Raw genomic sequence first — 26,903 nt, forward strand, 5'->3', positions numbered from 1 at the left:
GCTGCAGTGATAAAGCCAATCAGGGCGCTGTGCCTACTGTCAGTGCTGGGCCTGTCAGGGTGTTCTATTCTGCCACAGTGGATGGATCCGACAACGTGGTTTGCTGATGAGGAAGAGCTTAAGATCAAAGAGCTTAAACCCATCAATGCGCAATTTGTGCCGGTAACCTTGTGGGAAGAAGAAGTCGGTGATGGTGTCGGCAGCCACTTCTCCCGATTAAAGCCTGCCGTTGCCTATGACAAGGTTTTTGCTGCGGACCGTCATGGCGAAGTTGTCGCCTTTGACAAGACAACAGGTAAGCAGGTCTGGCAGCGTAACTTCGCACAGTTTGATGATAGCGACTGGTATTCAGGTGTTTCGCGCATTTGGCAATCGGGCGAATCGGCCCGTATTGCAGGTGGCATGGCCGCTTCATATGAGAAAGTTTTCTTTGGTACCGAGAATGGTGATGTTGTCGCACTTGATGCCAACACCGGCGAAACCAAATGGCACACTAAGGTAAAAGGTGAAGTGCTGGCTAAACCTGCGGTATCTGAAGGTCTGGTCGTAGTGAATACCGGCGCAGGGATCATGTTTGCTCTGGACGCAGAAAGCGGTGAGCAGAAGTGGTTGTATGAGTCCGAGGTACCGCCTTTGTCCTTGCGCGGTATTTCAGCCCCAACAGTGGCTTCTGGTGGCGCCATGGTGGGAACGGCATCAGGTAAGCTTGCTGTTGTGATTATGGAAAATGGTCAGGTAGCCTGGGAGCAGGCTGTAACCGCGCCAACGGGTGCCACCGAACTCGACCGTATGGTGGATATCGATGTTGAGCCCCTTATTCTGGGCGGCGTAATTTATGTGGTGTCATTCGACGGTACCCTGGCGGCAGTTGAGCTGCGCAGTGGCCGAGTGATTTGGAAACGTGAATATCGCTCTTATCGCCGTGTGACTATGGATGCCAATAATCTGTATGTGGTCGATGCCGATAGCGTTGTTTACGGATTAGACCGCCGCAATGGTGTTGAGTTATGGAGCCAAACCAGCTTGCGTGGTCGTCAGTTAACCGCCGCAGAACCTGTAGGTGATTACCTGGTAGTGGGTGATAAGTTTGGTTACTTGCACTGGCTCAGCCAAACTGGGGGCGAATTGGTTGCTCGTTTGGAAGTCGGCGATAACGATGAAGACGAAGCTATTTTTGCCGCGCCGGTAGTGGAAGGTAAGGTACTATACACCTTAACCCGAGATGGTCAGTTAAGAGCTATTCAAACCCCCTGATCCAAGTGGATTGAAAGCTGATAGAATAGCGGCCCATCCAGGGCCGCTTTTTTATGTCCAGGGATGGACGGTATGTCGCGATCGCATGGATGTTCAGGAGCGACGATGTCCAGGATAGGCTGTGCAGATGCGCTCCTGCGTGATCTGCATTTGCGTCATATGTCGCTCATTCGATTAAGTGTGTTGCCGTATGTCCTCTGGTGACGGGTTAATCGAATGGGAATTTAAAAACAATCGTTAGGCCGTGCCAGCAATTTGGTGTTGATACGGTAAACTTTAAGCCAAGTGCCACCCTGTAGGTGGTCGGCAAGTAGGAATTTATATGCTACCAGTTGTTGCTCTGGTGGGACGGCCCAATGTGGGCAAGTCTACCTTGTTTAACCGTTTGACCCGCAGTCGAGATGCCCTAGTGGCTGATTTCCCTGGCTTAACCCGTGATCGTAAGTATGGTCAGGCCAAATATGAAGGGCTGCAATTTATTGTGGTGGATACTGGCGGTATCAGCGGCGATGAAAACGGTATTGATGCCGAGATGGCACAACAATCACTGTTAGCTATCGAGGAAGCCGATGTGGTGTTGTTTTTACTCGACGCCAGGGCCGGGCTGACCGTTGCCGATGAGGCCATTGCCCACCATCTGCGCATGCAAAATAAGCCCGTACATCTGGTGGCCAACAAGGTTGACGGCATCGACGGTGACAGCGAAGTGGCTGAGTTTTACCGCCTGGCGCTGGGTGACGTGCATCAGATTGCGGCGGCTCATGGGCGTGGTATCGGCCTGTTGCTGGACACTCTTGTTCAGCCGTTGTCTGAACAGTTCCCCGATATGCTGATACCTGAGGCAGACCCCGAGCAGGAAGAGCAGGACGCTGAAGCACAGTTGGAAAAGCTGCTTAATCTGCCAATTAAACTGGCCATAGTGGGTAAACCCAATGTGGGCAAGTCAACCCTGACTAACCGCATTTTGGGCGAGGAGCGGGTGGTGGTGTTTGACCAGCCAGGTACCACCAGAGACAGTATTTTTATCCCTATGCAGCGTGACGGGCGCGAATATGTGCTAATTGACACAGCCGGGGTACGCAGACGTAAGAAAGTCTCGGATATGGTGGAGAAGTTCTCCATCGTAAAGACACTGCAAGCCATTGAAGAAGCCAACGTAGTGTTGGTCGTTGTGGATGCCCGCGAAGGTATTACCGACCAGGATTTAAGCCTGCTGGGCTTTGTATTAAATTCTGGTCGTTCTCTGGTGTTGGCAGTAAATAAATGGGACGGTCTGGATACCTCGGTCAAAGATGAGATAAAACGTGAGCTGGACAGAAGACTGGGCTTTATTGATTTTGCCCGCCTGCATTTTATTTCTGCTCGCCATGGTACGGGGGTGGGTAACCTGTTCGAATCTGTTCAGGAGGCCTATGAGTCGGCCACCCGCCGTATTAATACCTCCATGCTGACCCGCATTATGGAAATGGCGCAGGAAGATCACCTGCCGCCTTTGGTACGTGGTCGCCGGGTGAAAATGAAATATGCTCATGCGGGTGGTTACAACCCGCCGGTTATTGTTATACACGGTAACCAAGTGCAGGATTTGCCCGACTCCTACAAACGTTTCCTGATGAATTATTTCAGAAAGTCGCTGAAGGTTATGGGTACACCCATCCGAATTGAGTTCCGTGAAGGGGCCAACCCTTTTGAAGGCAAGAAAAATCAGCTCACCTTGGCGCAGCAGCGTAAACGTAAGCGTTTGATGTCTTTCCACAAGAAAAAGTAGGTGTTTGAAATGCGTTGGATGCTGGTCATGTTGAGCTTACTGTGCAGCCAGTTTACGCTGGCTGAAGAGTATAGCTTGTACTTACTCAGACATGCCGAAAAGCAATCCGCACAAGGCAAGGACCCTGGCTTATCTGAGCCGGGGCTGCAGCGAGCAAAGGCCTTGGGGCAGCTACTGGCCAATGTGCCGCTTAGGCATATTTACAGCACTGACTATCAGCGTACCAAGCAAACTGTTGCCCCACTTGCCGAGGTTCGTCATTTGACGGTGGAATTGTATGCCCCTGACGAGTTACCGGCACTGGCTGCTAAACTTACTGCGCAGGGAAAGGATGCGCTGGTGGTGGGACACAGCAATACCACCCCACAATTGCTCAAGCTGCTTGGTGCGGGCGATATGCAGATGAATGAGTCCAATTATGGCGATCTGTACCAGCTCAATATTAAAGGCGATAACGTCAGGCTTATCCCTTTACGTATTCCGGCGCTTTAGGGCCTGTTCAGGGCGAAGGCTTTTTAACCTGGCTGACGATTTCACCGTCTGCCAGCTTAGTGGTCAGCATATCGCCATCCTGTACATCGTCGACACTTTTCACCACGTTGCCTTGCTTAAGGCTGATACTGTAGCCACGCGATAACGTAGCCAGAGGGCTGACAGTATCCAGTAGGTGTGCGGTACTGGCCAGCATTTGCCTGCGCTCGTTAAGTAACTGTTGAATACTGCGAAGCAGAGACTGATGCATAAAGCGCAAACGTTGGCTTTCCCCTTTGATACGATCTGCCGGAGATTGCTTGCTAAGACGAGTATCCAAGGCCTGCTGATTTTCTTGCAAATTAGCCAGCTTTCGCTGCATATAAAAGCCTAGGTTTTCTGCCAGTCTGTCCAGTTGCTGGGCCTGCTGATGTAAGCGGGTTTGCGGATGGTGGCGGGTCAGGCGGCTTTCCAGTAACTGGGCATTGTATGATTTGGCTTCCAGCAATGCCTGCAGACGTTGGCGCAAGCGAATGGCCAACTGCTGAATACGGTTTTGCAGCTCGTCTTTGTCCTGACTGACCAGCTCGGCCGCCGCCGACGGAGTTGGCGCGCGCAGGTCGGCAACAAAATCCGCAATGCTGACATCTACTTCGTGGCCTACGGCACTGATTATAGGCAAATTGGAGTGAAAAATGCAGCGGGCCAGCCGTTCATCATTAAAACACCAGAGATCTTCCAGTGAGCCGCCGCCCCGTCCAACAATCAGTACATCGACCTCGTTGCGCTGGTTGGCGTTTTCGATGGCATGAATTAACTGATACGGTGCTTGTTCGCCTTGTACCTGGCTGGGATAGAGTATGACCTCAATGGCCGGGTTGCGTCGTTTGAGTACCGTCAGGATGTCGTGCATGGCCGCGCCGGTTGGCGAGGTGACGACTCCTACTTTTAAAATAGGGTGGGGAAGCGGGCGCTTGTGACTTTGATCAAATAACCCTTCTGTCAGCAGTTTGCGTTTGAGCTGTTCGAATTGCTGCTTGAGCAAGCCTTCGCCCTCGGGCTCCATATGTTCGACAATCAGCTGGTAGTCGCCTCTGGGCTCATACAAGCTGATAGATGCCCTTGCCAGTACTTTGTCTCCTTCTTTGGGGAGCTGTTGAATGCGGCGGTTGGCATTTTTGAACATGGCCGAACGTACCTGGGCTCGCTCGTCTTTAAGGGTGAAATACCAGTGGCCTGAACTGGCCGCAACAAAGTTGGATATTTCGGCCCTGACCCAAACCTGGCCGATCTCCGACTCCAGTACTTGACGTGCATGACGATTCAAATGGCTGATGGTGTAAATATGCTGGTTGGGGGACGACATAAAAAACTTATCCAACGAAGAGAAAACAAGTTTACCCTAAAGGGCAAAACAGCTACAATTGCGCCGCAACTAAATCCTCTTTCTATAGGTGTTGTTGCGATGCTCAGAATCGAAAAAGAAGCCCTGACTTTCGATGATGTTTTGTTAGTTCCAGGTCATTCTACCGTCCTTCCTCATACCGCTAATCTCAAGACACGTTTAACACGTGGCGTTGAGTTGAATATTCCGATGATTTCTGCCGCAATGGACACTGTCAGTGAAGCCCGTTTGGCTATCGCATTGGCCCAGGAAGGCGGCATCGGCTTTATTCACAAAAACATGACCGCTGAAGATCAAGCCAGCCATGTACGTCAGGTTAAGAAGTACGAAAGTGGTGTGGTTTCCGATCCTATGACCGTCACACCGGACGCCACCATAGGTGAAATCAATACCCTAAGCAAGCAACACGGTTACTCTGGTTTCCCGGTCGTCGACAAAGACAACAACCTGGTGGGTATTGTCACCGGCCGTGACCTGCGTTTTGAGAATAACCTCAGCCTGTCTATTTCCAATGTGATGACGCCCAAAGAGCGCTTGGTTACCGTGAAAGAAGGTGCCAGCTCGGAGGAAGTATTGAGTTTGATGCATGAGCACCGTATTGAAAAGATTCTGGTGGTCGACAGTGCCTTTAAACTAAAAGGCCTGATCACGGTTAAAGATTTCCAAAAAGCCGAAAGTAAACCCAACGCCTGTAAAGACGCGCTAGGCCGCTTGCGTGTTGGTGCAGCGGTAAGCGTTGGTGCGGGTACTGATGAGCGTATCAAGCTGCTGGTGGAAGCCGGCGTTGATGTGTTGTTGATTGATACGTCTCACGGTCATTCGCAGGGCGTAATTGACCGCGTGAAAAAAGTGCGGGCTGATTACCCTCAGCTACAATTGATTGCCGGAAACGTCGCTACGGCAGAGGGCGCCAAAGCCTTGGCCGATGCAGGTGTGGATGCAGTGAAAGTGGGCATCGGCCCTGGTTCTATCTGCACTACTCGTATTGTAACAGGTTGTGGTGTTCCGCAGATTACCGCGATTGCTGATGCAGTCGAAGGCCTTAAGGGGACTGATGTACCTGTCATTGCCGACGGCGGTATTCGTTTCTCTGGCGATATTGCTAAAGCCCTTGCCGCTGGTGCTAGCTGCGTGATGGTTGGCAGTATGCTGGCCGGTACTGAAGAAGCGCCAGGGGAAGTGGAACTGTATCAAGGTCGTTACTACAAGTCTTACCGTGGTATGGGCTCACTGGGTGCCATGAATCAAAGCCATGGTTCATCTGACCGTTACTTCCAGGACAGCAAGAACGCCGAAAAGCTGGTACCTGAAGGGATTGAAGGTCGTGTGGCGTATAAAGGGCCTATCGCCAATATCGTACATCAGCAAATGGGCGGTCTGCGCAGTGCCATGGGCTTAACCGGCTGCGGTACTATCGACGAACTTCGCACCAAGGCGAAGTTTGTGCGGGTAACCTCGGCAGGCATGGGCGAGTCACACGTGCATGATGTGACTATTACCAAAGAAGCGCCTAACTACCGTTTAGGCTAAGCACGCTGTCTTTGCCAAGGGGGCGGTTTCGCCCCCTTACTTATTCCGTTAGGCTTTTAGGACTCATAAGACTGAAAAGCTTAGTGGAATAGGTAGTAATTATTTCCGGCGGCCTGGCCGCAGATTAACTCAAAATGGGAACTCCATGACTGCAAATATTCATGATCACCGCATACTGATTCTGGACTTCGGCTCCCAGTACACTCAGCTTATCGCACGTCGCATTCGTGAAATCGGCGTATATTGCGAACTATGGGCCTGGGATGTGACTGAAGCGCAAATTCGCGAGTTCAATCCGCAGGGGATTATCCTGTCAGGTGGCCCCGAGTCGGTTACCGAAGCAGGTTCGCCGCGCGCGCCTGATTATGTATTTAATGCTGGGGTTCCAGTGTTTGGTATCTGCTACGGCATGCAAACCATGGCCGAGCAGTTAGGTGGCAAAGTACAAGGCTCAGATATCCGTGAGTTTGGCTATGCTCAGGTAGAAGTGCTGCAAAGCTCCCCTCTGCTGGACAAAATTGAAGACCATATCGGCAACAACGGCAATGCCTTGCTGGATGTGTGGATGAGCCACGGTGATAAGGTTTGTGCAATTCCTGAAGGGTTCAGCACCCTGGCCAGCACTGATAGCTGTCCTTTCGCGGCGATGGCGAACGAAGATAAGCGTTTTTATGGCGTGCAGTTCCATCCGGAAGTGACCCACACCCGCCAGGGGCAGCGTTTGCTGGAGCATTTTGTACTGGACATTTGTGGTTGCGAAAAGCTCTGGACCCCGGCGTCTATTATCGAAGATGCGGTAGAGCGTATTCGCACTCAGGTGGGCGATGATGAAGTGATCCTGGGCCTTTCCGGCGGGGTAGATTCGTCGGTAACTGCTATGTTGCTGCACCGCGCCATAGGTCAGAAGCTGACCTGTGTATTTGTCGACAACGGTTTGTTGCGTCTGAACGAAGGCCAGCAGGTCATGGACATGTTCGGTGACCATTTCGGTCTGAATATTGTTAAGGTTGATGCTGAGGAGCGCTTTTTAAGTGAGCTGGCTGGGGTTGAAGATCCTGAAGCCAAGCGCAAGGTTATCGGCCGTGTCTTCGTGGAGATTTTCGATGAAGAAGCGGGTAAGTGCGTTAATGCTAAATGGCTGGCACAAGGCACTATCTACCCGGATGTGATTGAATCTGCTGGCTCTGCCACTGGCAAAGCACATGTGATTAAGTCTCACCACAACGTCGGTGGTTTGCCGGAAGATATGGAACTGGGCTTGGTTGAACCACTGCGCGAACTGTTTAAAGACGAAGTACGCAAAGTCGGTCTGGAATTGGGCCTGCCTTACGATATGTTGTATCGCCACCCCTTCCCTGGACCAGGCTTAGGTGTACGTGTACTGGGCGAAGTGAAAAAAGAATATTGCGATCTGCTGCGCCGCGCCGACGCTATTTTTATCGAAGAGCTGCACAAAGCCGATTTGTACAACAAAGTCAGTCAGGCCTTTACTGTATTCCTGCCGGTTCGCTCGGTTGGGGTCATGGGCGATGCGCGTAAATACGACTGGGTAGTGTCACTGCGTGCAGTAGAGACCATCGACTTTATGACCGCCCACTGGGCACATCTGCCGTATGATTTTCTGGGTAAGGTTTCTAACCGCATTATCAATGAAATCGACGGAATTTCCCGTGTGGTTTATGATATTTCAGGTAAGCCACCAGCCACTATTGAGTGGGAATAATCCCAGCTGAGCGGGTATTGAATTGAAAAGGCGCATAAGCGCCTTTTCTTTTCATTCGGTGGTTATTTCAGGTTATCGAACTGACGTTTTAGATCGTAGTTTTCGTCGGTAACGATTTTTTCCAAGGTTTGCACTCTTTCCTTTAAAGTACTTAGTTCCTGTTTGAGATTATTTAGCTCTGTTTCGTTAAGCTTTGGTGCTTTTTTATGTCTGGAATTGACCAGCTCAACGAGTGCCCAACAAACGATGGCTACAATGGCAACGGCAGTCAAATTCATGGTTTATCCTTAAGCTTGTTTGATTAGTATCCTAACTCTTTTTGCAAATAGTTAGCCAATCAAAAATGCTATATAATTCATGCAATTAAAATTATATGCAGAAAGCGTCTTTGCATAAAGTTAGTGAATCAAGCTAACAGATAGCCAATTTCGCCAAGTAAACCGGATGATTGATTGTGAACGATGAGATGTGGATGGCAAAAGCCATTGAACTGGCCAAGCATGCCTGGCAGGAAGGCGAGATTCCGGTCGGGGCAATCTTAGTCAAAGATGAGCAAATCATTGGCCAAGGCTGGAACAGACCCATTAGCAGTCATGATCCTTCTGCCCATGCAGAAATGCTGGCAATTCGGGATGCGGGGCAGAAGATTGGCAATTATCGTCTGCTTGATACGACCTTGTACGTCACCCTTGAACCTTGTTCAATGTGTGCTGGCTTGTTGGTGCACAGCCGTATTCAACGTGTGGTTTACGGTGCATCAGACCTGAAAACCGGGGCCTGTGGCTCGGTAATGGATTTAGTGCGTCATCCTCAGCTTAACCATCAGTTAGAAGTCACTGGCGGTGTACTGGCCGAGCCTTGCGGAGAATTGTTGTCTGATTTTTTCAGGTGGCGCCGGGCACAGAAAAAAGCCCTAAAGCAGCAAGAGCAGGATTAGCAGGCTTGCGCCATCCCCTCAGGTAGGTCGGTGGCTTGAAAGGTTTGACGACGTAGCTGGACTTTTTTCAGTACTTTCTTCAACACTTGGCGGCGACGTTGACCTGAAGCAACAGGTTTACGTGCCTTAAACAAACTTCTTTTACGCATATCTATCTCCATCTCTTAATCACAGCCTTACTGTTACATATCAGTGTGACAGTTTTTTGAAGCTTTCTTCATAGGCTGTTTGTTAGACAGGATATGATGGCGATTAATTCCCTTTCAATCGGTAGTTTGTAACTTTTCTTCTCCGTTTTGCGATTCAGGTTCCGTTTGTGGCAGTTGTTTCTCTCGCTGTTCTTCTAGCCATACCAGAGTGTCGTAATAGCGACGAATGTTAGATACATAGGTTACGGCCTCGTCTCCACGTGCGTAGCCGTACTTGGTGGTTTTGTAGTGTTTTTTCTGGCGTAACATGGGCAGTCGCAGTTTAACGTCCACCCACAGATCGGGATTGGCACCCTGACGCTCAGTTAATACTCTGGCATCTTCCAGATGCCCCATGCCTACGTTATAGGCCGCCAGGGCAAACCAGACTCTATCGGGATCGCGTATGCGATCGGGTACGCGCCGCAGCAATTCCTGCAGATACTGGGAGCCGCCTCTAATACTTTGTTCGGCATCTAATCTGGAAGTGACACCTAAATCCTTGGCAGTAGGTAAGGTCAGCATCATCATACCGCGCACGCCGGTGGGGGATTTCGCTTTGGGATCCCAATGGCTTTCCTGATAACTCATGGCTGCCAGCAATCGCCAGTCGAGGCCGCCCGCGTGCCCTTCAAACCATTTTCTGAATTTAGGTAGAATATTATCCACAGCCTGGATAAACAGTCGGGTATCGACGTAATTAAACTGCCTGACATGACCAAAGTATTTATCTTCTAACGCTGCCAGTCGACCGGATTGGTGCAGCGTGCCAAAGTAGTCCAGCAGGGCAGAAAATAACGAGTCATCAAGCTGCTTATTCATGGCCCAGGCCACCCGTTGAGGTTCTTGCAGGGTAAAGCCAATAGCAAGCTCGGGATGGCGGCGACGCATCAAAGCCAGAATATTAGAGTCGGTGATGGTGTAATCAAACTGTTCAGCAATAACGGCCTCCATCAGTTCTTCGGAGTCCATATCGTTGCTTTCCTGCCAGTTTAAGCCTGGATACTGCTGTTTTAAATGCTCCAAGGTATCGGTATGACTGGAGTCGGCTACAACGACCAGGCTGCCGGTTAAATCACTGACTTCCCGGGGCCGCTCTTTGCCTTGTTTAAACACCAATTTCTGGCTGACTTGCTGGTAGGGGGGACCGAAGCGGAATTTTTCGGCCCGCTGGTCGGTAACGGTGAGCTCCGCTGCTAAGAGATCCAGATTTTGCTCTTCTAAATGATAAAAAGACTGACTTAGGCTGTAGTAAGGAAATATTTCCAGTTTAACGCCCAGATAGTCGGCAAAGCCTTTGGCAAGCTCATATTCAAAGCCTTCGGGACCACTTGCACCGGTATAGTAAGTCGTTAAACCATATAACGTACCGACTTTTAATACGCCTCGCTCTAACACCAACCCCAGGCTGCTTTGCGGCGGTGTGCGATCGCAGGATGCCAACAACACGGCTGTTGCAACGACCAGCAAAACCTTGAGTTTATGCATTATTTTGGGGGGCAGCAGTACGGCCATCGGTTGCCTGTTTAAAATCCGAAGGACGCCATTGTGACGAAAAATAGACGCTGGTGCCAGTCCCGGAGTTGATTCATGCCCTCTGGCAAGCACCAATAATGTAAGGGATTTTTGCATAAACAGCTGATTCAAGGTCGGAGCAGCGCAAAGCTTATCAGACGAGGCATTTTCGACTATAATCCGCCGCGCAAAATCCTGACGAGCGAATCATCCGCCATAGCAGCTGCGCGGATGAATCTTAAACTACCAACTTGGATGACTAAAACATGCTAATCCTCCGCGGTGCGCCAGCCCTTTCCGATTTTCGAATTCAAAAACTGCTGACGCAGTTGGCCGAACAGCAACTGGAGGTGAACGGCCTGTACGCCGAGTACGTCCACTTTGCCCAAGTGAGTGGTGAATTGACTGACCGCGAAGCCGAGCTGTTAAACAGCCTGCTGGTGTATGGTCCCAAAGCCGGGGCCCACAGTAACGATGGAGAACTGGTTCTGGTTGTGCCTCGTCCTGGTACCATTTCGCCTTGGTCATCCAAAGCAACTGATATTGCCCACAACTGTGGTTTAAGTAAGGTTAAACGTTTAGAGCGTGGTATTGCTTTTTATCTGCAGGGTGTACCAGCAGGTAAGTTAAGCGAAGTTACCGCGTTGTTGCACGATCGCATGACAGAAGCCACTTTCAGCAGCCTGGAGCAGGCTCAGGCATTATTTGTTGAACAGCAGCCGGCACCCATGAGCAGTGTGGACGTGCTGGGACAGGGCCGCTCGGCCCTGGAAAAGGCCAACCAGGAATTAGGTTTGGCCCTTGCCGAAGATGAAATTGACTACCTGGTTGGCAGTTTCCAGCGTCTGGGTCGTAACCCCAATGACGTCGAGCTTTACATGTTTGCGCAGGCTAACTCCGAGCATTGTCGCCATAAGATTTTTAACGCCGATTGGACCATAGACGGTGTGCAGCAGCCCAAGTCACTGTTCAAAATGATTAAAAACACCTTTGAACATTGCCCTGACTATGTGCATTCCGCATACAAAGACAATGCTGCGGTGATGGAAGGCTCCTATGCCGGACGTTTTTTCCCATCTCCGGATTCAGGTTCGTATCAATACCACCATGAGAATATCGATATTCTGATGAAGGTGGAAACCCATAACCACCCAACAGCTATTTCACCTTTCCCTGGTGCCGCAACCGGCTCAGGTGGTGAGATCCGTGATGAAGGGGCAACCGGCCGTGGCGCAAAACCTAAAGCTGGTTTGGTGGGCTTTTCCGTATCTAACCTGCGTTTGCCGGGCAACCAGCAACCCTGGGAGCAAGACTTCGGTAAACCCGGACATATCGCTAGCGCCCTGGATATTATGATTGAAGGCCCGCTCGGCGGCGCTGCCTTTAATAACGAATTTGGTCGTCCGAACATTCTCGGCTACTTCCGTACTTACGAGCAGCAAGTTAATAGCTTTAACGGCGAAGAAGTGCGTGGTTATCACAAGCCGATTATGCTGGCCGGTGGTATGGGCAACATTCGTGCTCAACATACGCAAAAAGCCGATATCCCTGTTGGCGCTAAGCTGATTGTACTGGGTGGCCCGGCGATGAATATCGGTCTGGGCGGCGGTGCAGCCTCTTCCATGGCGGCAGGTCAGTCCAATGAAGATCTGGATTTTGCTTCTGTACAGCGTGACAACCCTGAAATCGAACGTCGTTGTCAGGAAGTGATTGATCGCTGCTGGCAGCTTGGCGAAGACAACCCAATCCAGTTTATCCACGATGTGGGGGCGGGTGGTTTGTCTAATGCCTTCCCTGAGCTGGTTAACGACGGTGGTCGTGGCGGTCAGTTCCAACTGCGCAATGTCCCTAACGATGAACCGGGTATGTCACCTTTGCAGGTCTGGTGTAACGAGTCTCAGGAGCGTTATGTACTGGCCGTTGCGCCACATAACCTAGAGCGCTTTGCGGCAATCTGTGAGCGTGAGCGCGCACCTTTTGCTGTGGTTGGCGAAGCTACCGAAGAACCTCACCTGACGTTGGCCGACAGCCATTTTGGCAATAAGCCAGTGGATTTGCCGCTGGATGTATTGCTGGGCAAACCACCCAAAATGCATCGCGATGTACAGTCGCTGCAAGTGACAGGCTCAGCACTGGTAACTGAGCAGATTAGCCTGGCCGAGGCGGCAGAGCGTTTGCTGCAATTGCCGACTATTGCTGAAAAAACCTTCCTGATCACCATAGGCGATCGCACGGTAACCGGTTTGGTTAATCGTGACCAGATGGTGGGTCCCTGGCAGATCCCGGTGGCCGACGTGGCAGTTACTGCCGCCGGTTATGATACTTACCACGGTGAAGCCATGGCCATGGGTGAGCGCACCCCGGTGGCACTGCTTAGCCACGGTGCTTCTGCAAGAATGGCAGTGGCCGAAGCCATTACCAACATTGCTGCCGCCGATATTGGTGAGCTGAAACGCATTAAACTCTCCGCTAACTGGATGGCCGCAGCCGGTCACCCTGGTGAAGATGCTGGATTGTATGAAGCGGTGAAAGCCGTGGGCGAAGAGCTTTGCCCGGCACTGGATTTAACTATTCCTGTGGGTAAAGACAGCATGTCTATGAAGATGCGTTGGCAGGATAATGGTGCCGAAAAGGCCGTCACTGCGCCGCTCTCATTGGTCATTACTGCCTTTGCCCGGGTTGAAGATGTACGCCGTACCCTGACCCCGCAACTGCGACTGGATAAAGGTGACTCTAAGTTAGTGCTGATTGACCTGGGTGCCGGTCAGAACCGTTTGGGTGCTTCCTGTTTGGCTCAGGTTTATGACCAGTTGGGCGACCAAGCACCGGATCTGGATAACCCTGAATTGCTGCGTGGTATGTTTAATGCCGTGCAGACCCTGAACCGTCAGGGACTGGTATGGGCTTATCACGACAGATCAGACGGTGGTTTGTTTACCACCATCGCTGAGATGGCGTTTGCCGGCAACTGTGGTGCAAATGTTCAGTTGGATGGTTTGGGGGATGCCCTGGCCGCGCTTTACAACGAAGAGCTGGGTGCGGTATTGCAAGTGCCGGCGGCCAAGCTGGATGACATTAAGCAGGTATTTGCTGACAATGGTTTGGCGGCGTTAGTACATGTGATTGGTGAGCCGGTTAGCGATGATCGATTGCAGTTCACCTTAGCTGGTCAGAGTGTGCTGTCTGAAACCCGCAGTCATTACCGTGCACTGTGGGCGCAAACCACGCATCAAATCCAATCTATGCGTGATAACCCAGACTGTGTTGCCCAAGAGCTGGCAATTAAAACCGATACAGCAAACCCAGGCTTGCACGCCAGTTTAAGCTTCGACTTAAATCAGGATGTAGCGGCGCCTTATATTGCTAAAGGTGTTCAGCCTAAGGTGGCTATCCTGCGTGAGCAAGGGGTTAACTCCCATGTGGAAATGGCGGCTGCATTTAGCCGCGCCGGTTTCAATGCCATCGACGTGCATATGAGCGACATTCTGTCGGGTCGTATTACCCTGGAGCAGTTCCAAGGCCTGGTGGCTTGTGGTGGCTTCTCTTACGGTGACGTACTGGGTGCCGGCGAAGGCTGGGCCAAGTCCATCCTGTTTAATGACATGGCGCGCGAGCAGTTCAGCCGTTTCTTCCATCGCAATGAGACCTTCTCGTTGGGGGTGTGTAACGGTTGTCAGATGATGTCTAATCTGAAGAGCCTGATCCCCGGCGCCGATTTGTGGCCACACTTTGTGACCAACCGTAGCGAGCGTTTTGAAGCGCGTTTTGCCATGGTGGAAGTGATGGAGTCTAACTCTGTACTACTGCAAGGTATGGCGGGTTCAAGAATGCCGGTAGCGGTTTCTCATGGTGAGGGACGTGCCGAGTTTGCACTGCAATCTGGTCCTCAGGCGGTGTTGGACAACCAGTCGGCAGCCCTGCGTTATGTGGATAACTATGGCAAGGTCACTGAGCAATATCCGGCTAACCCTAATGGTTCACCGCTTGGGATCACGGGGCTGACCAGCGCCGATGGGCGAGCCACTATTATGATGCCGCACCCTGAGCGGGTCTTCCGTACTGTGGCTAACTCCTGGCACCCGGATGAGTGGCAGGAAGACAGCCCATGGATGCGCATCTTCCGCAACGCCAGAGTGTTTGTCGGATAAGCCATAAAGGCTAAAAAAAGCGGACCATCAGGTCCGCTTTTATGTTCAGGACGAACGGTATGCTGCGGTGGCACGGATGCCAAGGAGCAGCGATGTTCAGGACGAACGGGCCGAAAATTGCTCCTGCATTTTCGCCACTAACTCCATCCCTGGAGCGCGTATGCTGCGGTGGCACGGATGCCAAGGGGCAGCGATGTTCAGGACGAACGGGCCGAAAATTATAAGCTACTTCCATGTAGCTTACCTGCAATGCAGGCCAGCTAAAGCTGTTCCATAGCACTCCGGTGCTATGGTGCTCCTCGGCTTAGTCTACTGAGTCGCTCTACCTCCTCCATCCTTGGAGTCGTGCATTCTCGCCACTCTCTCTGGCACAACGATGTTCACGAAGGCTTAGTACTTGCTCCCAGTCTGCTACCCTTCTTTGATATACCTAATGCCGCTTGTGAATCTGCAACCAATAGGCAGTGTTACTAATCTGCGTTCCATCTACCTAAGCGGGGTTAGCGCCTACCTTCGTTTCTTTGCTTTCACCCTTTCCATGATTTTAGCTACCTGTTCTACCCTAGTTCTTGCAAGATTTGCTGAGGTGAGGCGATCAGGCTTTGATCTTTCAGGAAAAGTTGCTGAAATGGGGCTGAACTTGAGAATTTTGTGGGGATAACCATCTTTTTCGCCAAAAAATTGACATTTTTTTCGCTAAGCTGTTGTTAAATAAATAAACTGTGTTTAGTATTTGTACCGTTTCGTAACTAAGTGTGATGACTTGTTGCTGGTTTCGAAACCAGGCTCTTTCAGCTGTCGGTTTGGCAGATGCGGAAATACCGGAGGGAGAGGGAGCCGAGCATGGATTTGTAGACAGTAAAAAATAATAACAGAGACAGTTTATGAATCGCTCATCGAGAGGTTTTGGTCTGGCAGGCGTGGTATTTGTGGTGATCATTATGGTTATCACCGCGTTCTTTGGTGCCAGGGCCGACGCTGCGGCCATGACGCAGCAAGAGTTTAGCGTTTCTGGTGACGTTCACGATTAATCAGACGCTGTTGCTCGCTTTTCTTTAACAGTACATAGGTGGCTGCCAGGCCGCCATGGTGTTTTTGCGCCGTATGAAAGGCCAACACCTGTGGAATTTGCTTTAGCCACTGATTTACATAGCTTTTCAGTAAGGCGGGAAAAGGTTTGCTGTGTAACCCCAGGCCATGTTGGATCAACAGAGTCCGAATTCCCCGCCGGTGCGACTGCATCAGAGTTTCAAACAAATTATGTCGCGCAGTTTCGATGGGCTGCATTTGCAGATTTAGGATCTCGTCAATCTGATATTGGCCAAGGCGAAGTTTTTTATGTACCCCTTCTTGTACTCCGTCTTTTTTATAGTCGAGAAAATCATGGGGATCGATGGGATCGACCTTTTCCACACTCAGATAATTGCCGTCTTGCTGTTGCTGTTTTTCCAGGGCCTGACGCTTTAAGTGCTGCGCCAGCGTGATAGTGTTGGGAGCAAGATTGATAACCCTGTTGTCCTGTGCAATAGGTGTGACATCACTCATTGCTTGCAGAAAATCGTCGGATTGCTGGTTGTCTTGCATATCACCCTTCCTCTTGCCTGCTATTATACCCAAGGGATTACGCCTTACAGCTCGGTTTGGATCTGTGCAGCCAGGTTTTTAAGTAACAGCTGCAAGTTTTCCACCGCATGTGGATAACCGTCATGTGCCATCTGCTGGGATTGGTTAAAGCTGCCCTGAAAATGGATGCTTCCTTGTTGGTCGAGCAACCAGTACTGCGCACTTAATATCGCACCTTGCTGCTGGTCGATAAGTAAGTGACGGATCTGTATTACCAGACGCTCTCCGGCTTGTAGCGCGCCAGGCTCGTTTTGGGTTACAAAGCGTACTTCTTGGTGATTGTTCAGCGCATCCACTAACACCTGTGGCACGCTTTGTTGCAGGGCCTGTGCCCACAAGTGTTGGCGGGAGACATGCAGTGAGCTGTCTGACAAACGCATGACCAGACCATCTTGTTGTAGATATTCGGGTAGGGGCAGTAACTCAAGACGTATCTGCCTTTTGGTCTGGGTGTGTGGCGCTGAGACCTTGGCCGGGGAGTCAAGCAAATAGTACTGCAAAGATGGCGGCGCACTGCTGCAGGCCGCCAGCGCAAACAGGGTAGATAGCGTGATGATTATTCGCATTATTGCGCTCCTTTGGCCTTAGGTGTGGGCTCTTCGCCCTGACCTGAGAAAATCAGGCGATTAGGTGACTGGTTTAATTGTTGCAGCAGTGGCTGGCTTTGTTGCAAGGTGCGTTGGATTTGCTGCAAGGTTTGCTGAATGTCCCCTTGGGTGCTCGAACCTTGGGAGAAGTCTTGCGCAAATTTCTCTACGCTGTTCAAAGTGGCACTTAACTGGCTGATTAACTTTTGTTCCTTAACATCGCCCAGCATGGATTGCATATCCTGCAAGGTGGTCTGCAGCTCCTGCATGGTTTGAGCGCTGCTGGTCAGCATGTCATTAACGTTGTTGCTTAAGTCTTGCAGTGGTAGGGCATTGAACTTATCCAGCAGTGCTGAGAACTTCTCGGTAAGTTGGGATAGCTCACCAGAAACTGTGGGAATAAGCCGGTAATCTTGCACTTTGGCGAGCTGCATATCATTTTCCTGGGTTGGGGCATAAGACAGCTCAATCAGTTGCTTGCCGGTTAGCAGATTGCCGTTACCAAGAGAGGCTCGCAGGCCGTTTTGCAGCCATTCATCCATTTGCTCAACCAACAACCGACGACCGGCGACATCATCACTCATTCCGACCAGTCCAGGGTAAAGCGCGATAAGTACCGGGATCTGATAGTGGGTGTCCAAATAGGCCTTAGGCAGTCCCAAGGGAAGATTCACAGAAAGGACTTTACCTATGTTCAGGCCCCGATAGGTAACAGGGGCGCCGGCATATAGGCCCTTCACTGAATCATTGAACAGCAATAAGAACTCTTTACTGAACTTGTAGTCCGGAGCTGTGGCTTGCTCATAGTCTGGGTACACTTTGAAATAGGTGCGCTCTTTGACAATCTCACCTTGGGGCAGATGCTCAGGTACGCCAAAGGTGACGCCGTTGGTCAGTAAAGTTTGGAAGGTGCCGGATTGTACGCTAACCCCTTCTGCGCTTAGATCCATTTTGACGCCGCTGATATTCCAGAAGCGGGTATGGGTGGTGATCAGTTTGTCATAGGGCGCTTGAATAAAGGCATTGTAGTAAACCGTGCGCTCGGCCACGTTGAAATGTACATGGTCAATTTTGCCCACTTCCATGCCTTTGTACAAAATCGGGTCTCCGGCCGCATAGGCAAAGTCTTGCCCACTGGATAAGGTCAGATGTAAGCCTGGCGCACCAGCAGGGGTGAGCGGTGGCGTATCCAGGCCATTAAATTGCAAGGCTTGCTCGCTACTGTTGCCTGGTTCAAGCTTGATATAAGCGCCTGAAAGTAATGTCGACAGACCGCTGATGCCACTTAGGCTAACCTTGGGTCTGACCACCCAAAAATTAGCATCTTGTGTCAGCAAAGGGGCGGCATCTGCTGTCATTCTGGCGGTCACCAAAACGCTGCTGAGGTCCTTTCCAAGCGTAATCTCTTTGACCAATCCTACTTCTACATCCCGTGCGCGAATTTTGGTTTTTCCTGGTTCCAACCCTTCTGCTGAACGAAACTCGATTTGAATCATTGGTCCTTGCTGGCTTAGTTGATGATAAACCATCCATACCCCGACCCCTAAAGCGAGCAGCGGGATCAGCCAAACCTTGGACCAACTGGTGACCGGTTCGACACGGGCTTGCTGTAGTTCAGAGTTATCTGTCATCTTGTTTATGGTTCCAAATCAATCGTGCATCAAAACTGTTCGCCGCCAGCATGGTGAGCAGCACAACCGCGGAAAAAGCCAGGGCTGCCGGTCCCGGATACACTGCCATGGTATTACCCAGTTGTACCAGACTGACCAGTATGGCAACGACAAAGACATCAATCATTGACCAGCGACCAATAAAATCGGTGATTCGGTAGAGCCGGGTTCGCCATAGGCGCAAGCTCGGGCTGTTGGTCTGGATGCTGTAATTCAGCCACGCCAGCACCAGCAATTTAGCGATGGGAATAAACAGGCTGGCGACAAAAATTATCAAGGCAATAGGGTAAGAGCCGCCCCGCCACAAGGTAATTACACCACCCAATATGGTATTGGGCTCTTCAACACCAAGCAACATGGTGGTCATAATAGGAAACAAGTTGGCAGGAATATACAAAATGACCGAGGCTATCAGCAGGGCCCAGGTACGTTGCACTGTCTTGCGGCGAGAGGGGGGAATGCGTTTGGCAGATTGCCAGCGGTCTTCCCCCAATTCTCTTAGGCGGTCGGTCAGTTGAAATTCATCCAGATACAGCACCACAGTGACCAGGCACAAGGTAAATAGCAGGTAGGCGTAGAACGACATACCTAGCTCAATCACCGCAATTGACTGCATTTTTATCAGGCTGATCAGGGCTCCGATTAAAAAGATTTCGGCCATGCTCCAAGGCAGTAAGGTAAACACCAGCTTTTTTACCCAGGCTCCGCGCGGTGGATATTGGCCGTTTCGGATAAACACTGTCAGGTATGTCAGGCCACAGAGAATACAGGCAGGAATCACATAGATGGCCAGAATTTGCAGTACTGCCAACATCAGATAATCCTGCTCTACCAAGGTCGTTATGCTCAGCGGCATACTCATGGTTTGAAACTGGCCACGTACATCGAAGATCATAAAATCGAATGGCAGGGAGGCCACTAAAAAGAACAAGCCAGCCAGGCTGAATGCCAGGATCTTATCCAGCGCCAGGTATCGGTACTGGCTAAGCAGGTAACCACATCGGGGACAGACCGCCTTCTGGCGATGTGCCAGAAGCGGGATCTGAACCTTGAGATCACATTCGTGGCAGCGGATATGCTGGGTGGCAGACATCGGAAAATCGACGGTTCCTTTGCGGACATAGACCCAGTGTAATCATCCCACCTTAAGATCTGCAAGCCCAAGAATTGTTTAGATTTGTCGCCCAGCTTGTACAGGTTGCCGGGCGTGAAATGTCTGGGGTTAATCCTGCCCAGACTTGTTCCCCGCGGCTTTTATTCTTAAGGTAGCGAAAACCCAATCAGTGGAATAACTAACATGACAATAAAAACCACCTTGCTAGTCGGGTCAGTGTTATTGGCAGGCAACGCCATAGCGCAGGACAGCAAGTTTAACGCCGAAGACATCTTCGCTTTGGAATATGCCAGTGATGTACAAATAAGCCGTGATGGTGAGCAAATTGCTTATGTGCGCAGTGGCTACGACATTATGACCGATGGTAATCGTCATAGTCTGTGGCTGTACAATCTGGATAAGCAACTCGACTTGCCTCTGCTGGCCGATGGGCACAACTACAGCCAGCCTCGCTGGTCGCCTGACGGTAGTAAATTGGCCTATATCTCGGATGCAAGCGGTAGTCGGCAACTTCACCTTTATTGGTTGGCACAGGGCAAGAGTGCCGTACTGACACAATTGCAACGCGGTGTGAGCAACTTAAGCTGGTCGCCTGATGGTCAGTGGCTGGCCTTTACCATGGATGTTCCCCAAGGGAAATCTGACTATGCTAAATCGGTGAAACGCCTGACTAAGCCTAAAGGGGCTAAGTGGGCGGAGGAACCTATTATTGTCGATAAGGTGCGCTACCAGGCTGATGGCCGAGGTCTGCTTGAGCCTGTGTTTAAACAAATTTTTGTATTGCCAGCCACCGGCGGTACGCCCAGACAGTTAACTCATGGCGATTTTCAGCACCAAGGGCCGCTCGCCTGGCATCCTGATGGCAAGTCTATTGTCTTTTCCGCTAACTTCCACCCAGAGTGGGAATATCAAACTGGTGAGTCCGACCTGCACCAGGTGGATGTGCAAAGTGGTCAGCTAACCACCTTGACGGAACAGCCCGGCAGTGAAAGTCAGCCAAGCTTCAGTGCGGACGGTAAATACCTGGCTTACTTGCAAGAAGGGAATGAGCCCGTACCATATCACACCAGCCGAGTGGCGCTGATGAAATGGGACAGCAAAGACACGAAAGTGTTAACCGAGAAGCTGGACCGCTCAGTGGATGCCCTGGCGTGGCAGGCCAGCCGTAATTTAGTGATCCAATATGACGACAAGGGTAAACGTAAGCTTGCCGAGCTGAACTTGTCAGGAAAACTCAAAGAATTGACCGACACCCTGTCCGGAACCAGTTTAGGGCGCCCTTACATTAGTGGCCAGTTCAGCCTGGCAGATAACGGCGCCATTGCCTTTACCAGTGGCAATGCACAGCGCCCTGCAGACGTTGGTTATCTGTACAAAGGTAAGACGCGTCAATTGACGGCACTAAATGAAGACTTGCTTGCCCACAAAGAGTTGGGGCAGGTGCATGAAATTGAGTATGCCTCTTCCTTTGACGGCGAGAAAATTCAGGGCTGGTATATCACACCGCCTGATTTTGACCCGACCAAAAAGTATCCTTTGCTACTGGAGATCCATGGTGGTCCACATCTGGCCTATGGTCCGCATTTTGCCGCTGAGCTACAGCGCTATGCCGCAGAAGGTTATGTAGTTTTCTACGACAATCATCGCGGCAGCACCTCTTACGGAGAGCGATTTGCTATGTTGCTGGATGGCAAATACAGCTCCAAGGAAGACTTTGCCGATCATAATTCCGGGGTGGATGCCATGATAGCCAAGGGCTTTATCGACCAGGACAATCTGTTTATTGCGGGGGGCTCTGCGGGAGGTATTGCCACCGCGTATGCTATTGGATTAACCGACAGGTTCAATGCCGCGGCAATTACCAAGCCGGTGATTAACTGGGTTAGTAAGGTATTAACTGCCGACAGCTACCTTGGCCAGATCCGCAACCAGTTTCCCGGCATGCCTTGGGATAATCTGGCGCATTACTGGCAGCGTTCGCCTTTATCCTTGGTCGCTAATGTGAAGACGCCAGCCCTGATTCTGACTGGCGAAGCCGACAGACGTACGCCAATATCTGAATCAGAGCAGTACTATCAGGCGCTTAAGCTACAAAAAGTGGACACTGTGCTGGTAAGAGTGCCTGGTGCTCCCCATGGTATTGCGGGCAAGCCGTCCAGAATGATAGCGAAAATTGAGCATACCCTGGCGTGGTTTGAACGTTATAAAAAAACGCAAAACCACTAATGATAGAAGAGCAGAGCGCATCTAGCGTTCTTTTGAAGGGCACCGCGGGGTGCCCTTATCAAACACCACTCGCCATACCCCATCCGCTTCTTTTTGCCACACCGAATTAAAGGTGGCAACCTGTTGTCCGGCAGCATTGAACACCGGTCCACTGCTATGCGCAAGTTGCCCGGATGCTAATACTTCCACCTGTTCTGGTTGCCAGGAAAATGGCGCGGCTTCGCTATTAAAGTAGCCTTGCCACTGTGCTAGTACCTGAGGTTTTCCCCTGGATACGGACTCTCCATTAAAAAAGACGGCGTACTCTGAGACCAAAGTCGCGAAACGTGCAAAGTCTCTATCGGCCATGCTTTGTGCAAACGCGGCTTCCGCTTGCCATACCTGCTTAATGGCCGTGTCTGAGGCCTGGACAGACTGAATACACAAGCTTAATAAGGTCGCAATTGTTACGTCGGTGGGTTTTAACATGGCTAACTCCTGTTTTGTCTGGCCTTAGGTATAAGCCATGTTCAGAGGTCAGGCCAAGGCAAACAGGTAAAATACGGGGATACGGGCTAAGTGCTTGTTATTGAGGGCCAACAAAGAGTAATGCTTGCTTTGTTGACAGCTCAGACATCTGTGGCAAGTACGCGGCATAGGGTTGGGTCATATCCAGCGCACTGTGCAAGGGCAGGGTGGCGACACCACTGATGGCAATATCCTGCACATTGGGGGTTTTGATCATTCTTGGCACATCCCGTTCACCATGCTGGGCAATGGATGGGATCAATGGGCGCAACCGAGCTATCAGCAAGTCCAGCAATTCGGGAGTGATATCTCCACCAAATATAATGGTCTGACTATTTAGCACAGATTCCAGCATATGTATGGCAATGCGCATGGGTTCTGCCGCTAGTTCCAGCCAGCGCTGAACTAACTGAGGTTGTTCATCCAGCAAGGACGACATGGCGGCCAAATCCATATTGGGTTGACGGCTTTGTTGGCGCAGGGCATCCAGGGAGGCAAAATCATTTAATCTACCTAACTCTGCATCTTTACCGCTGGTCTCTGGTGTCACAAAAATCTCACCCAGGGCGCCGGTCAGCTGATTATGACCCAGCATAATTCTGCGGCTATGCACCACCGCGGCTTCAATTTGTAAACCCAGGTGAATATAAACAAAGCTGTTCAACCCCTTGGCTTCGCCATGCAGCATATGGCAGGCCGCACAGGCGGCGGCGGTTGTTTCCAATACCGTTGGCAGACTGAGCTTGTCAGCCAGTAATTGGGCAAATTTCTGCCTGGCTTGATGGCTGGGATAGTGCTGATCGAACTGGTCTACAAAGCTAAGGCCTGCCCCAAGCACAGATTCATTGCTGACCTTATGCTCATTCAACAAGCTTTGCGCAGCGTGCTGCAAACCCTGCTCCAACGGCGTAGTGCGCTCAATCTGCATTTCACCTAACTTGTTGTTAGTGAGGTTATACAGGGCAACCTGGCAGTGACCACTGAAAACCCGAAAGCCCAGGCTGTATGTGCCTTTGGCAGATAATGCCAGCATTTTTGACGGTTTGCCGACAGCGCCTTCTTTCTTTATTCCTAACTCAGCAACCAGTTCTGCAGCCAACAGTTCATCCACCATATTGGTAATGGTTTGCTTGGTCAGTCCGGTAATCTTGGCAATCTCAGCCCGTGAAATGGGACTAAGGGTGGCAATATGCGACAACACCAGCCTAAGATTTAACGCTTTGTTTTGTTTGGAATTTGAAGCCTGCAACTAAGGATCTCTGGGTACAAATTAGCGCGATCATTGTACGTATTATGCCAACCCCTGCCAGCACTATTTCGCGTTTTTATAGTTAAGTAAAAATGATTGACATATGTTTCGTGGTCTCTACACTAACTGAAAATGTAAAGTTAACGTAATAGGGTTGTGAATGCGAAAGCAGTTGATACCACTACTGAGTGGCCTGATGATGCTGGCGGCACCGGCCATCGCCCAGACCAACGGCGACACGGATTTCGTTGCGGCGTTGGCGCAGGCTGCCAAAGCCAATGAGGTCATCATTAATGAACTTCAGCAGTATAAACTAAAAGGCATGGGATTGACTGCAGCAATGGCTTGGCATGGCGCTAGCCCTTGGATCAGTGCGGTTAACCGTGGCGCTAAGGAGACATTCGAGCGTCATGGTGTAAAAGTGCTGGTGACCACGGATGCGCAATATGACCCGGCCAAACAGGTGGCTGATATTGAAAATATCCAGGCACTTAAGCCTGACATGCTGCTGTCTTTAGTGATCGACGGTGTCAGCGCCAAAGTCGGGCTACAAAAAGCCGTAGATAATGGCAGCGGGCTTGTACTGCTCAGTAATCCTATTCCTGGTTTTGTACATGGTAAAGAGTACGCCGGTATCGTATCTGACGATATGCAGGGGATGGGCAACATGGCGGCCGAGGCGGTGAATCAGTATTTGCAGGGTAAAGGCAAGGTGGGCGTGATTTTCCATGATGTGAACTACTTTGTAACCAACACCAGAGATAATGCCTTTTTACAGGCATTGGAAGCTTATCCTGGTATCGACATTGTGGCGCGCAAAGGCTTTGTCAAAGAGCAAGATACCAGTGCCATCGCCTCAGCCATGATGCTTAGGCACCCGGACATTGATGTGATTTATGTGGCCTGGGATGCAGCCGCCGAAGGTGTGGTAGAGGCCCTCAGAGGAGATGGCTTTACGCAGGTTAAAGTGGTGTCTCACGATTTGGGGGTTAATAACCTGCTGGATATGGCACAGCGCGGCAATATGCTCGCCTCAGTCTCTGATAGGCCTTACGAAATAGGGGCTACTATGGCCAGAATCGCCATGCTGGCAAAGTTAGGTGAACAGGCTCCGCTTTTCACTCTGGTGCCTTTTGACCTGGTAACCCGTGACAATATTAAGGACGTCTGGCAGCAAGCTTATCAGGCCGATGTTCCGCGAATTATTAACCTTGCTCTTGGAGACTAAGATGTCCACCACTTCCTCTGTACTGGGGCGCCATGACTGGAGTGCCAGGCTGCTAAAGCGACAGTACTTTATTTATTACATGTTCATTCTTGTGCTGGCGGGCTTTGCCCTGTTCTTAAATGATACGGGCTTTTTAAGCCTCAGCAATTTTATGAATATTATCCGCCAGACGGCACCTATAACCATCATGGCCGTGGGCCTGAGTTTTGCGCTGGCCGTGGGACATATTGATTTATCCATCGGCTCGGTGGTGGCGCTAAGTGCCATTGTCGGGGCGATTTTGTTGCAGTATGTGGGCATGCCTTTGGCCGTGGCCGGTGCTTTGCTAACCGGCGTATTGGTTGGCCTGATTAACGGCTTACTGATTGAGCGGCTGCGTGTTTCCTCTTTACTTATCACTTTAGGCACCATGGGGGTGATCACCGGTATTACCCGCCAGGTCAGTAACCTTGAGTCCATTCCTGTTATCGATCCTATGTTCAGGGCCTTGTTTGGTAATGGTGAGTTTCTGGGTATTCCCGGCTTACTGTGGTGGACGATAATCTTCGCCCTGATCGGCTATCTGGTGATGAACAAATTAGTGTTTGGTCGCCATCTGCTGGCGGTGGGCGGCAGCCCTGATGCAGCAAGAGCCATGGGTATTCGTATCGAAAATGTGCGTATCAAAGCGCTGGTGGTGTGCTCCTTATGTGCCGCTATCGCCGGTCTGCTGTACGCCGGTCGCTTGGCTGGTGCCCGTTATACCTTAGGGGAAGCTGACTTGCTGACCGTGATTGCCGCCGTGGCCATTGGTGGTGCCAGCCTGTTTGGAGGACGGGTCAGCATTATTGGCGCGGTCATCGGCTCCTGGCTGATGGGCATGATAAACAACGGCTTGATCCTTTCCGGCTTTTCAACTGACGAGCAAATGATCACCCGTGGTCTGATTTTAATCACCGCTGTGGCCATTGGTGCCAGGGAGGCAAGAAATGGTTAGAAATGCATTAAGCCAGACCATTCTGGAAGTTAAAGGTATCACCAAACGTTTTGGCGGAGTTGAAGCCCTGCGTGGAGTGAGCTTTAAAGTCAATAAAGGTGAAGTGGTTGGCCTGTTGGGCGACAACGGTGCCGGTAAATCCACCTTGGTCAGGTGTATATCCGGGATTCATCCACCCGATGAAGGGGACATTCTGATTGCCGATAAACCAGTCAGATTTAACTCACCCATGGACGCCAGAAACGCGGGGGTGGAAACCGTGTTTCAGGACCTGGCCATCGTGCCCGAATTTGATGTGGTGCAGAACCTTTATCTGAATCGTGAGATCCGTTCATCTAATCCGCTGCTGCGCTGGATTGGCTGGCTGGATACCAAGGCCATGACCAAACGTAGTCAGAAATCCCTGAATCGTCTGAATAGCCGGATCCCAAGCCTGAGTGAAAAGATCATTAATCTTTCCGGTGGGCAGCGCCAGGCTGTGGCTATTGCCCGGGCGGTCAGCTGGGGTGCGGAAGTAGTGATTATGGATGAACCGACCGCCGCCTTGGGCGTTGAGCAAAGTGCTCAGGTTAATGAACTGATTAAGTTAATCAGTTCACAGGGGGTGGCTGTGGTACTGATTAGCCACAATATGCAGCATGTGATGGATACCTGTGACCGGGCCGTAGTGCTTTATCAAGGCCGCTGCAGTGCAGACGTGGCCATTGCCGATGTGGACAAGAACGATTTGGTGTCGCTGATTACCGGTGCCTCTGGATTGCAATTGGCTGAGTCGGCATAAAAG

The 26,903-nt window shown here is 50.9% G+C and carries 22 protein-coding genes; 12 read left to right on the forward strand and 10 right to left on the reverse strand.

From position 1 onward, the window contains the following. Positions 1–6 precede the first annotated feature (6 nt). The 3 genes from bamB (at position 7) to KJY73_RS04495 (ending at position 3,514) form a co-directional block, all read left to right on the forward strand. Positions 7–1,254 carry an outer membrane protein assembly factor BamB gene (bamB, locus tag KJY73_RS04485; protein WP_214340696.1) on the forward strand — a complete coding sequence of 416 codons (1,248 nt, stop codon included), beginning with the start codon at positions 7–9 and terminating at the stop codon, positions 1,252–1,254. A 322-nt stretch (positions 1,255–1,576) separates the two neighbouring features. Then, positions 1,577–3,022, forward strand: coding sequence for a ribosome biogenesis GTPase Der (gene der / locus KJY73_RS04490; protein ID WP_214340698.1), 1,446 nt, complete (start codon positions 1,577–1,579; stop codon positions 3,020–3,022). Positions 3,023–3,031: 9 nt separating this feature from the next. Then, positions 3,032–3,514, forward strand: a complete 483-nt coding sequence (locus KJY73_RS04495) for a SixA phosphatase family protein (RefSeq protein WP_214340700.1) — start codon at positions 3,032–3,034, stop codon at positions 3,512–3,514. 7 nt (positions 3,515–3,521) lie between these two features. Here KJY73_RS04495 and xseA read toward each other — a convergent pair whose 3' ends face one another. Then, positions 3,522–4,859 carry an exodeoxyribonuclease VII large subunit gene (gene xseA, locus KJY73_RS04500; RefSeq protein WP_214340702.1) on the reverse strand — a complete coding sequence of 446 codons (1,338 nt, stop codon included), beginning with the start codon at positions 4,857–4,859 and terminating at the stop codon, positions 3,522–3,524. A gap of 99 nt (positions 4,860–4,958) precedes the next feature. Here xseA and guaB point away from each other — a divergent pair, with 99 nt between their 5' ends. Together guaB and guaA are read left to right on the forward strand one after the other, a co-directional pair. Further along, positions 4,959–6,428, forward strand: a complete 1,470-nt coding sequence (guaB, locus tag KJY73_RS04505) for an IMP dehydrogenase (RefSeq protein ID WP_214340704.1) — start codon at positions 4,959–4,961, stop codon at positions 6,426–6,428. 145 nt (positions 6,429–6,573) lie between these two features. Continuing rightward, complete coding sequence (guaA, locus tag KJY73_RS04510; RefSeq protein WP_214340706.1) at positions 6,574–8,151, forward strand: glutamine-hydrolyzing GMP synthase; 1,578 nt, start codon at positions 6,574–6,576, stop codon at positions 8,149–8,151. Positions 8,152–8,213: 62 nt separating this feature from the next. On the opposite strand, the gene KJY73_RS04515 is transcribed toward guaA, so the two are convergent. Beyond that, complete coding sequence (locus KJY73_RS04515) at positions 8,214–8,423, reverse strand: hypothetical protein (RefSeq protein ID WP_373284977.1); 210 nt, start codon at positions 8,421–8,423, stop codon at positions 8,214–8,216. A gap of 194 nt (positions 8,424–8,617) precedes the next feature. Here KJY73_RS04515 and tadA point away from each other — a divergent pair, with 194 nt between their 5' ends. Beyond that, entirely contained in the window at positions 8,618–9,088 is a 471-nt protein-coding gene (gene tadA / locus KJY73_RS04520) for a tRNA adenosine(34) deaminase TadA (protein WP_214343237.1), read from the forward strand. Here the strand turns inward: tadA and KJY73_RS04525 are convergent. Together KJY73_RS04525 and mltF are read right to left on the reverse strand one after the other, a co-directional pair. Next, on the reverse strand, positions 9,085–9,237 hold the full coding sequence (locus tag KJY73_RS04525) for a hypothetical protein (protein WP_206592637.1): 153 nt from the start codon (positions 9,235–9,237) through the stop codon (positions 9,085–9,087). The genes tadA and KJY73_RS04525 overlap by 4 nt on opposite strands. 114 nt (positions 9,238–9,351) lie before the next feature. Beyond that, positions 9,352–10,791 (reverse strand): membrane-bound lytic murein transglycosylase MltF, encoded by a 1,440-nt coding sequence (gene mltF, locus KJY73_RS04530; protein WP_232848391.1) that lies wholly within the window; start codon positions 10,789–10,791, stop codon positions 9,352–9,354. Positions 10,792–11,057: 266 nt separating this feature from the next. Between mltF and purL the strand changes: the two genes are divergently transcribed. Together purL and KJY73_RS04540 are read left to right on the forward strand one after the other, a co-directional pair. Continuing rightward, positions 11,058–14,939, forward strand: coding sequence for a phosphoribosylformylglycinamidine synthase (gene purL / locus KJY73_RS04535; RefSeq protein WP_214340708.1), 3,882 nt, complete (start codon positions 11,058–11,060; stop codon positions 14,937–14,939). 884 nt (positions 14,940–15,823) lie between these two features. After that, the gene (locus tag KJY73_RS04540) at positions 15,824–15,970 is read left to right on the forward strand and encodes a hypothetical protein (RefSeq protein ID WP_206592640.1); all 147 of its coding nucleotides are present in this window, start codon (positions 15,824–15,826) and stop codon (positions 15,968–15,970) included. On the opposite strand, the gene smrA is transcribed toward KJY73_RS04540, so the two are convergent. Genes smrA through KJY73_RS04560 form a run of 4 tightly spaced genes read right to left on the reverse strand, consistent with a single transcriptional unit; the run spans position 15,942 to position 19,912 of the window. Then, positions 15,942–16,523, reverse strand: a complete 582-nt coding sequence (gene smrA, locus KJY73_RS04545; protein WP_206592641.1) for a DNA endonuclease SmrA — start codon at positions 16,521–16,523, stop codon at positions 15,942–15,944. The genes KJY73_RS04540 and smrA overlap by 29 nt on opposite strands. A 44-nt stretch (positions 16,524–16,567) precedes the next feature. Further along, positions 16,568–17,128 carry a PqiC family protein gene (locus tag KJY73_RS04550; RefSeq protein WP_214340710.1) on the reverse strand — a complete coding sequence of 187 codons (561 nt, stop codon included), beginning with the start codon at positions 17,126–17,128 and terminating at the stop codon, positions 16,568–16,570. Continuing rightward, positions 17,128–18,780, reverse strand: coding sequence for an intermembrane transport protein PqiB (gene pqiB / locus KJY73_RS04555; RefSeq protein ID WP_214340712.1), 1,653 nt, complete (start codon positions 18,778–18,780; stop codon positions 17,128–17,130). Before pqiB ends, KJY73_RS04550 begins: the two co-directional genes overlap by 1 nt. Further along, on the reverse strand, positions 18,770–19,912 hold the full coding sequence (locus KJY73_RS04560; protein ID WP_214340714.1) for a paraquat-inducible protein A: 1,143 nt from the start codon (positions 19,910–19,912) through the stop codon (positions 18,770–18,772). Before KJY73_RS04560 ends, pqiB begins: the two co-directional genes overlap by 11 nt. A gap of 204 nt (positions 19,913–20,116) precedes the next feature. Between KJY73_RS04560 and KJY73_RS04565 the strand changes: the two genes are divergently transcribed. Further along, positions 20,117–22,159: a S9 family peptidase gene (locus KJY73_RS04565; RefSeq protein ID WP_214340716.1), complete on the forward strand. Its 2,043-nt coding sequence runs from the start codon at positions 20,117–20,119 to the stop codon at positions 22,157–22,159. Between the two features lie 21 nt (positions 22,160–22,180). On the opposite strand, the gene KJY73_RS04570 is transcribed toward KJY73_RS04565, so the two are convergent. Both KJY73_RS04570 and KJY73_RS04575 read right to left on the reverse strand, forming a co-directional pair. Further along, complete coding sequence (locus KJY73_RS04570; RefSeq protein WP_214340718.1) at positions 22,181–22,627, reverse strand: YybH family protein; 447 nt, start codon at positions 22,625–22,627, stop codon at positions 22,181–22,183. Positions 22,628–22,724: 97 nt separating this feature from the next. Then, positions 22,725–23,915, reverse strand: coding sequence for an ROK family transcriptional regulator (locus tag KJY73_RS04575; protein WP_214340720.1), 1,191 nt, complete (start codon positions 23,913–23,915; stop codon positions 22,725–22,727). Between the two features lie 160 nt (positions 23,916–24,075). On the opposite strand from KJY73_RS04575, the gene KJY73_RS04580 reads away from it, so the two are divergent. The 3 genes from KJY73_RS04580 to KJY73_RS04590 are packed head-to-tail and all read left to right on the forward strand — an operon-like array spanning position 24,076 to position 26,900. Further along, positions 24,076–25,143 carry a substrate-binding domain-containing protein gene (locus tag KJY73_RS04580; RefSeq protein WP_214340722.1) on the forward strand — a complete coding sequence of 356 codons (1,068 nt, stop codon included), beginning with the start codon at positions 24,076–24,078 and terminating at the stop codon, positions 25,141–25,143. A 1-nt stretch (position 25,144) separates the two neighbouring features. Continuing rightward, the gene (locus KJY73_RS04585; protein ID WP_214340724.1) at positions 25,145–26,119 is read left to right on the forward strand and encodes an ABC transporter permease; all 975 of its coding nucleotides are present in this window, start codon (positions 25,145–25,147) and stop codon (positions 26,117–26,119) included. Next, positions 26,112–26,900 carry an ATP-binding cassette domain-containing protein gene (locus tag KJY73_RS04590; RefSeq protein WP_206592650.1) on the forward strand — a complete coding sequence of 263 codons (789 nt, stop codon included), beginning with the start codon at positions 26,112–26,114 and terminating at the stop codon, positions 26,898–26,900. The genes KJY73_RS04585 and KJY73_RS04590 overlap by 8 nt, the downstream gene beginning before the upstream one ends. Positions 26,901–26,903 lie beyond the last annotated feature (3 nt).

Origin of the sequence: Bowmanella yangjiangensis (assembly GCF_018531185.1) — a bacterium.
Classification (GTDB): Bacteria; Pseudomonadota; Gammaproteobacteria; order Enterobacterales; family Alteromonadaceae; genus Bowmanella; species Bowmanella yangjiangensis.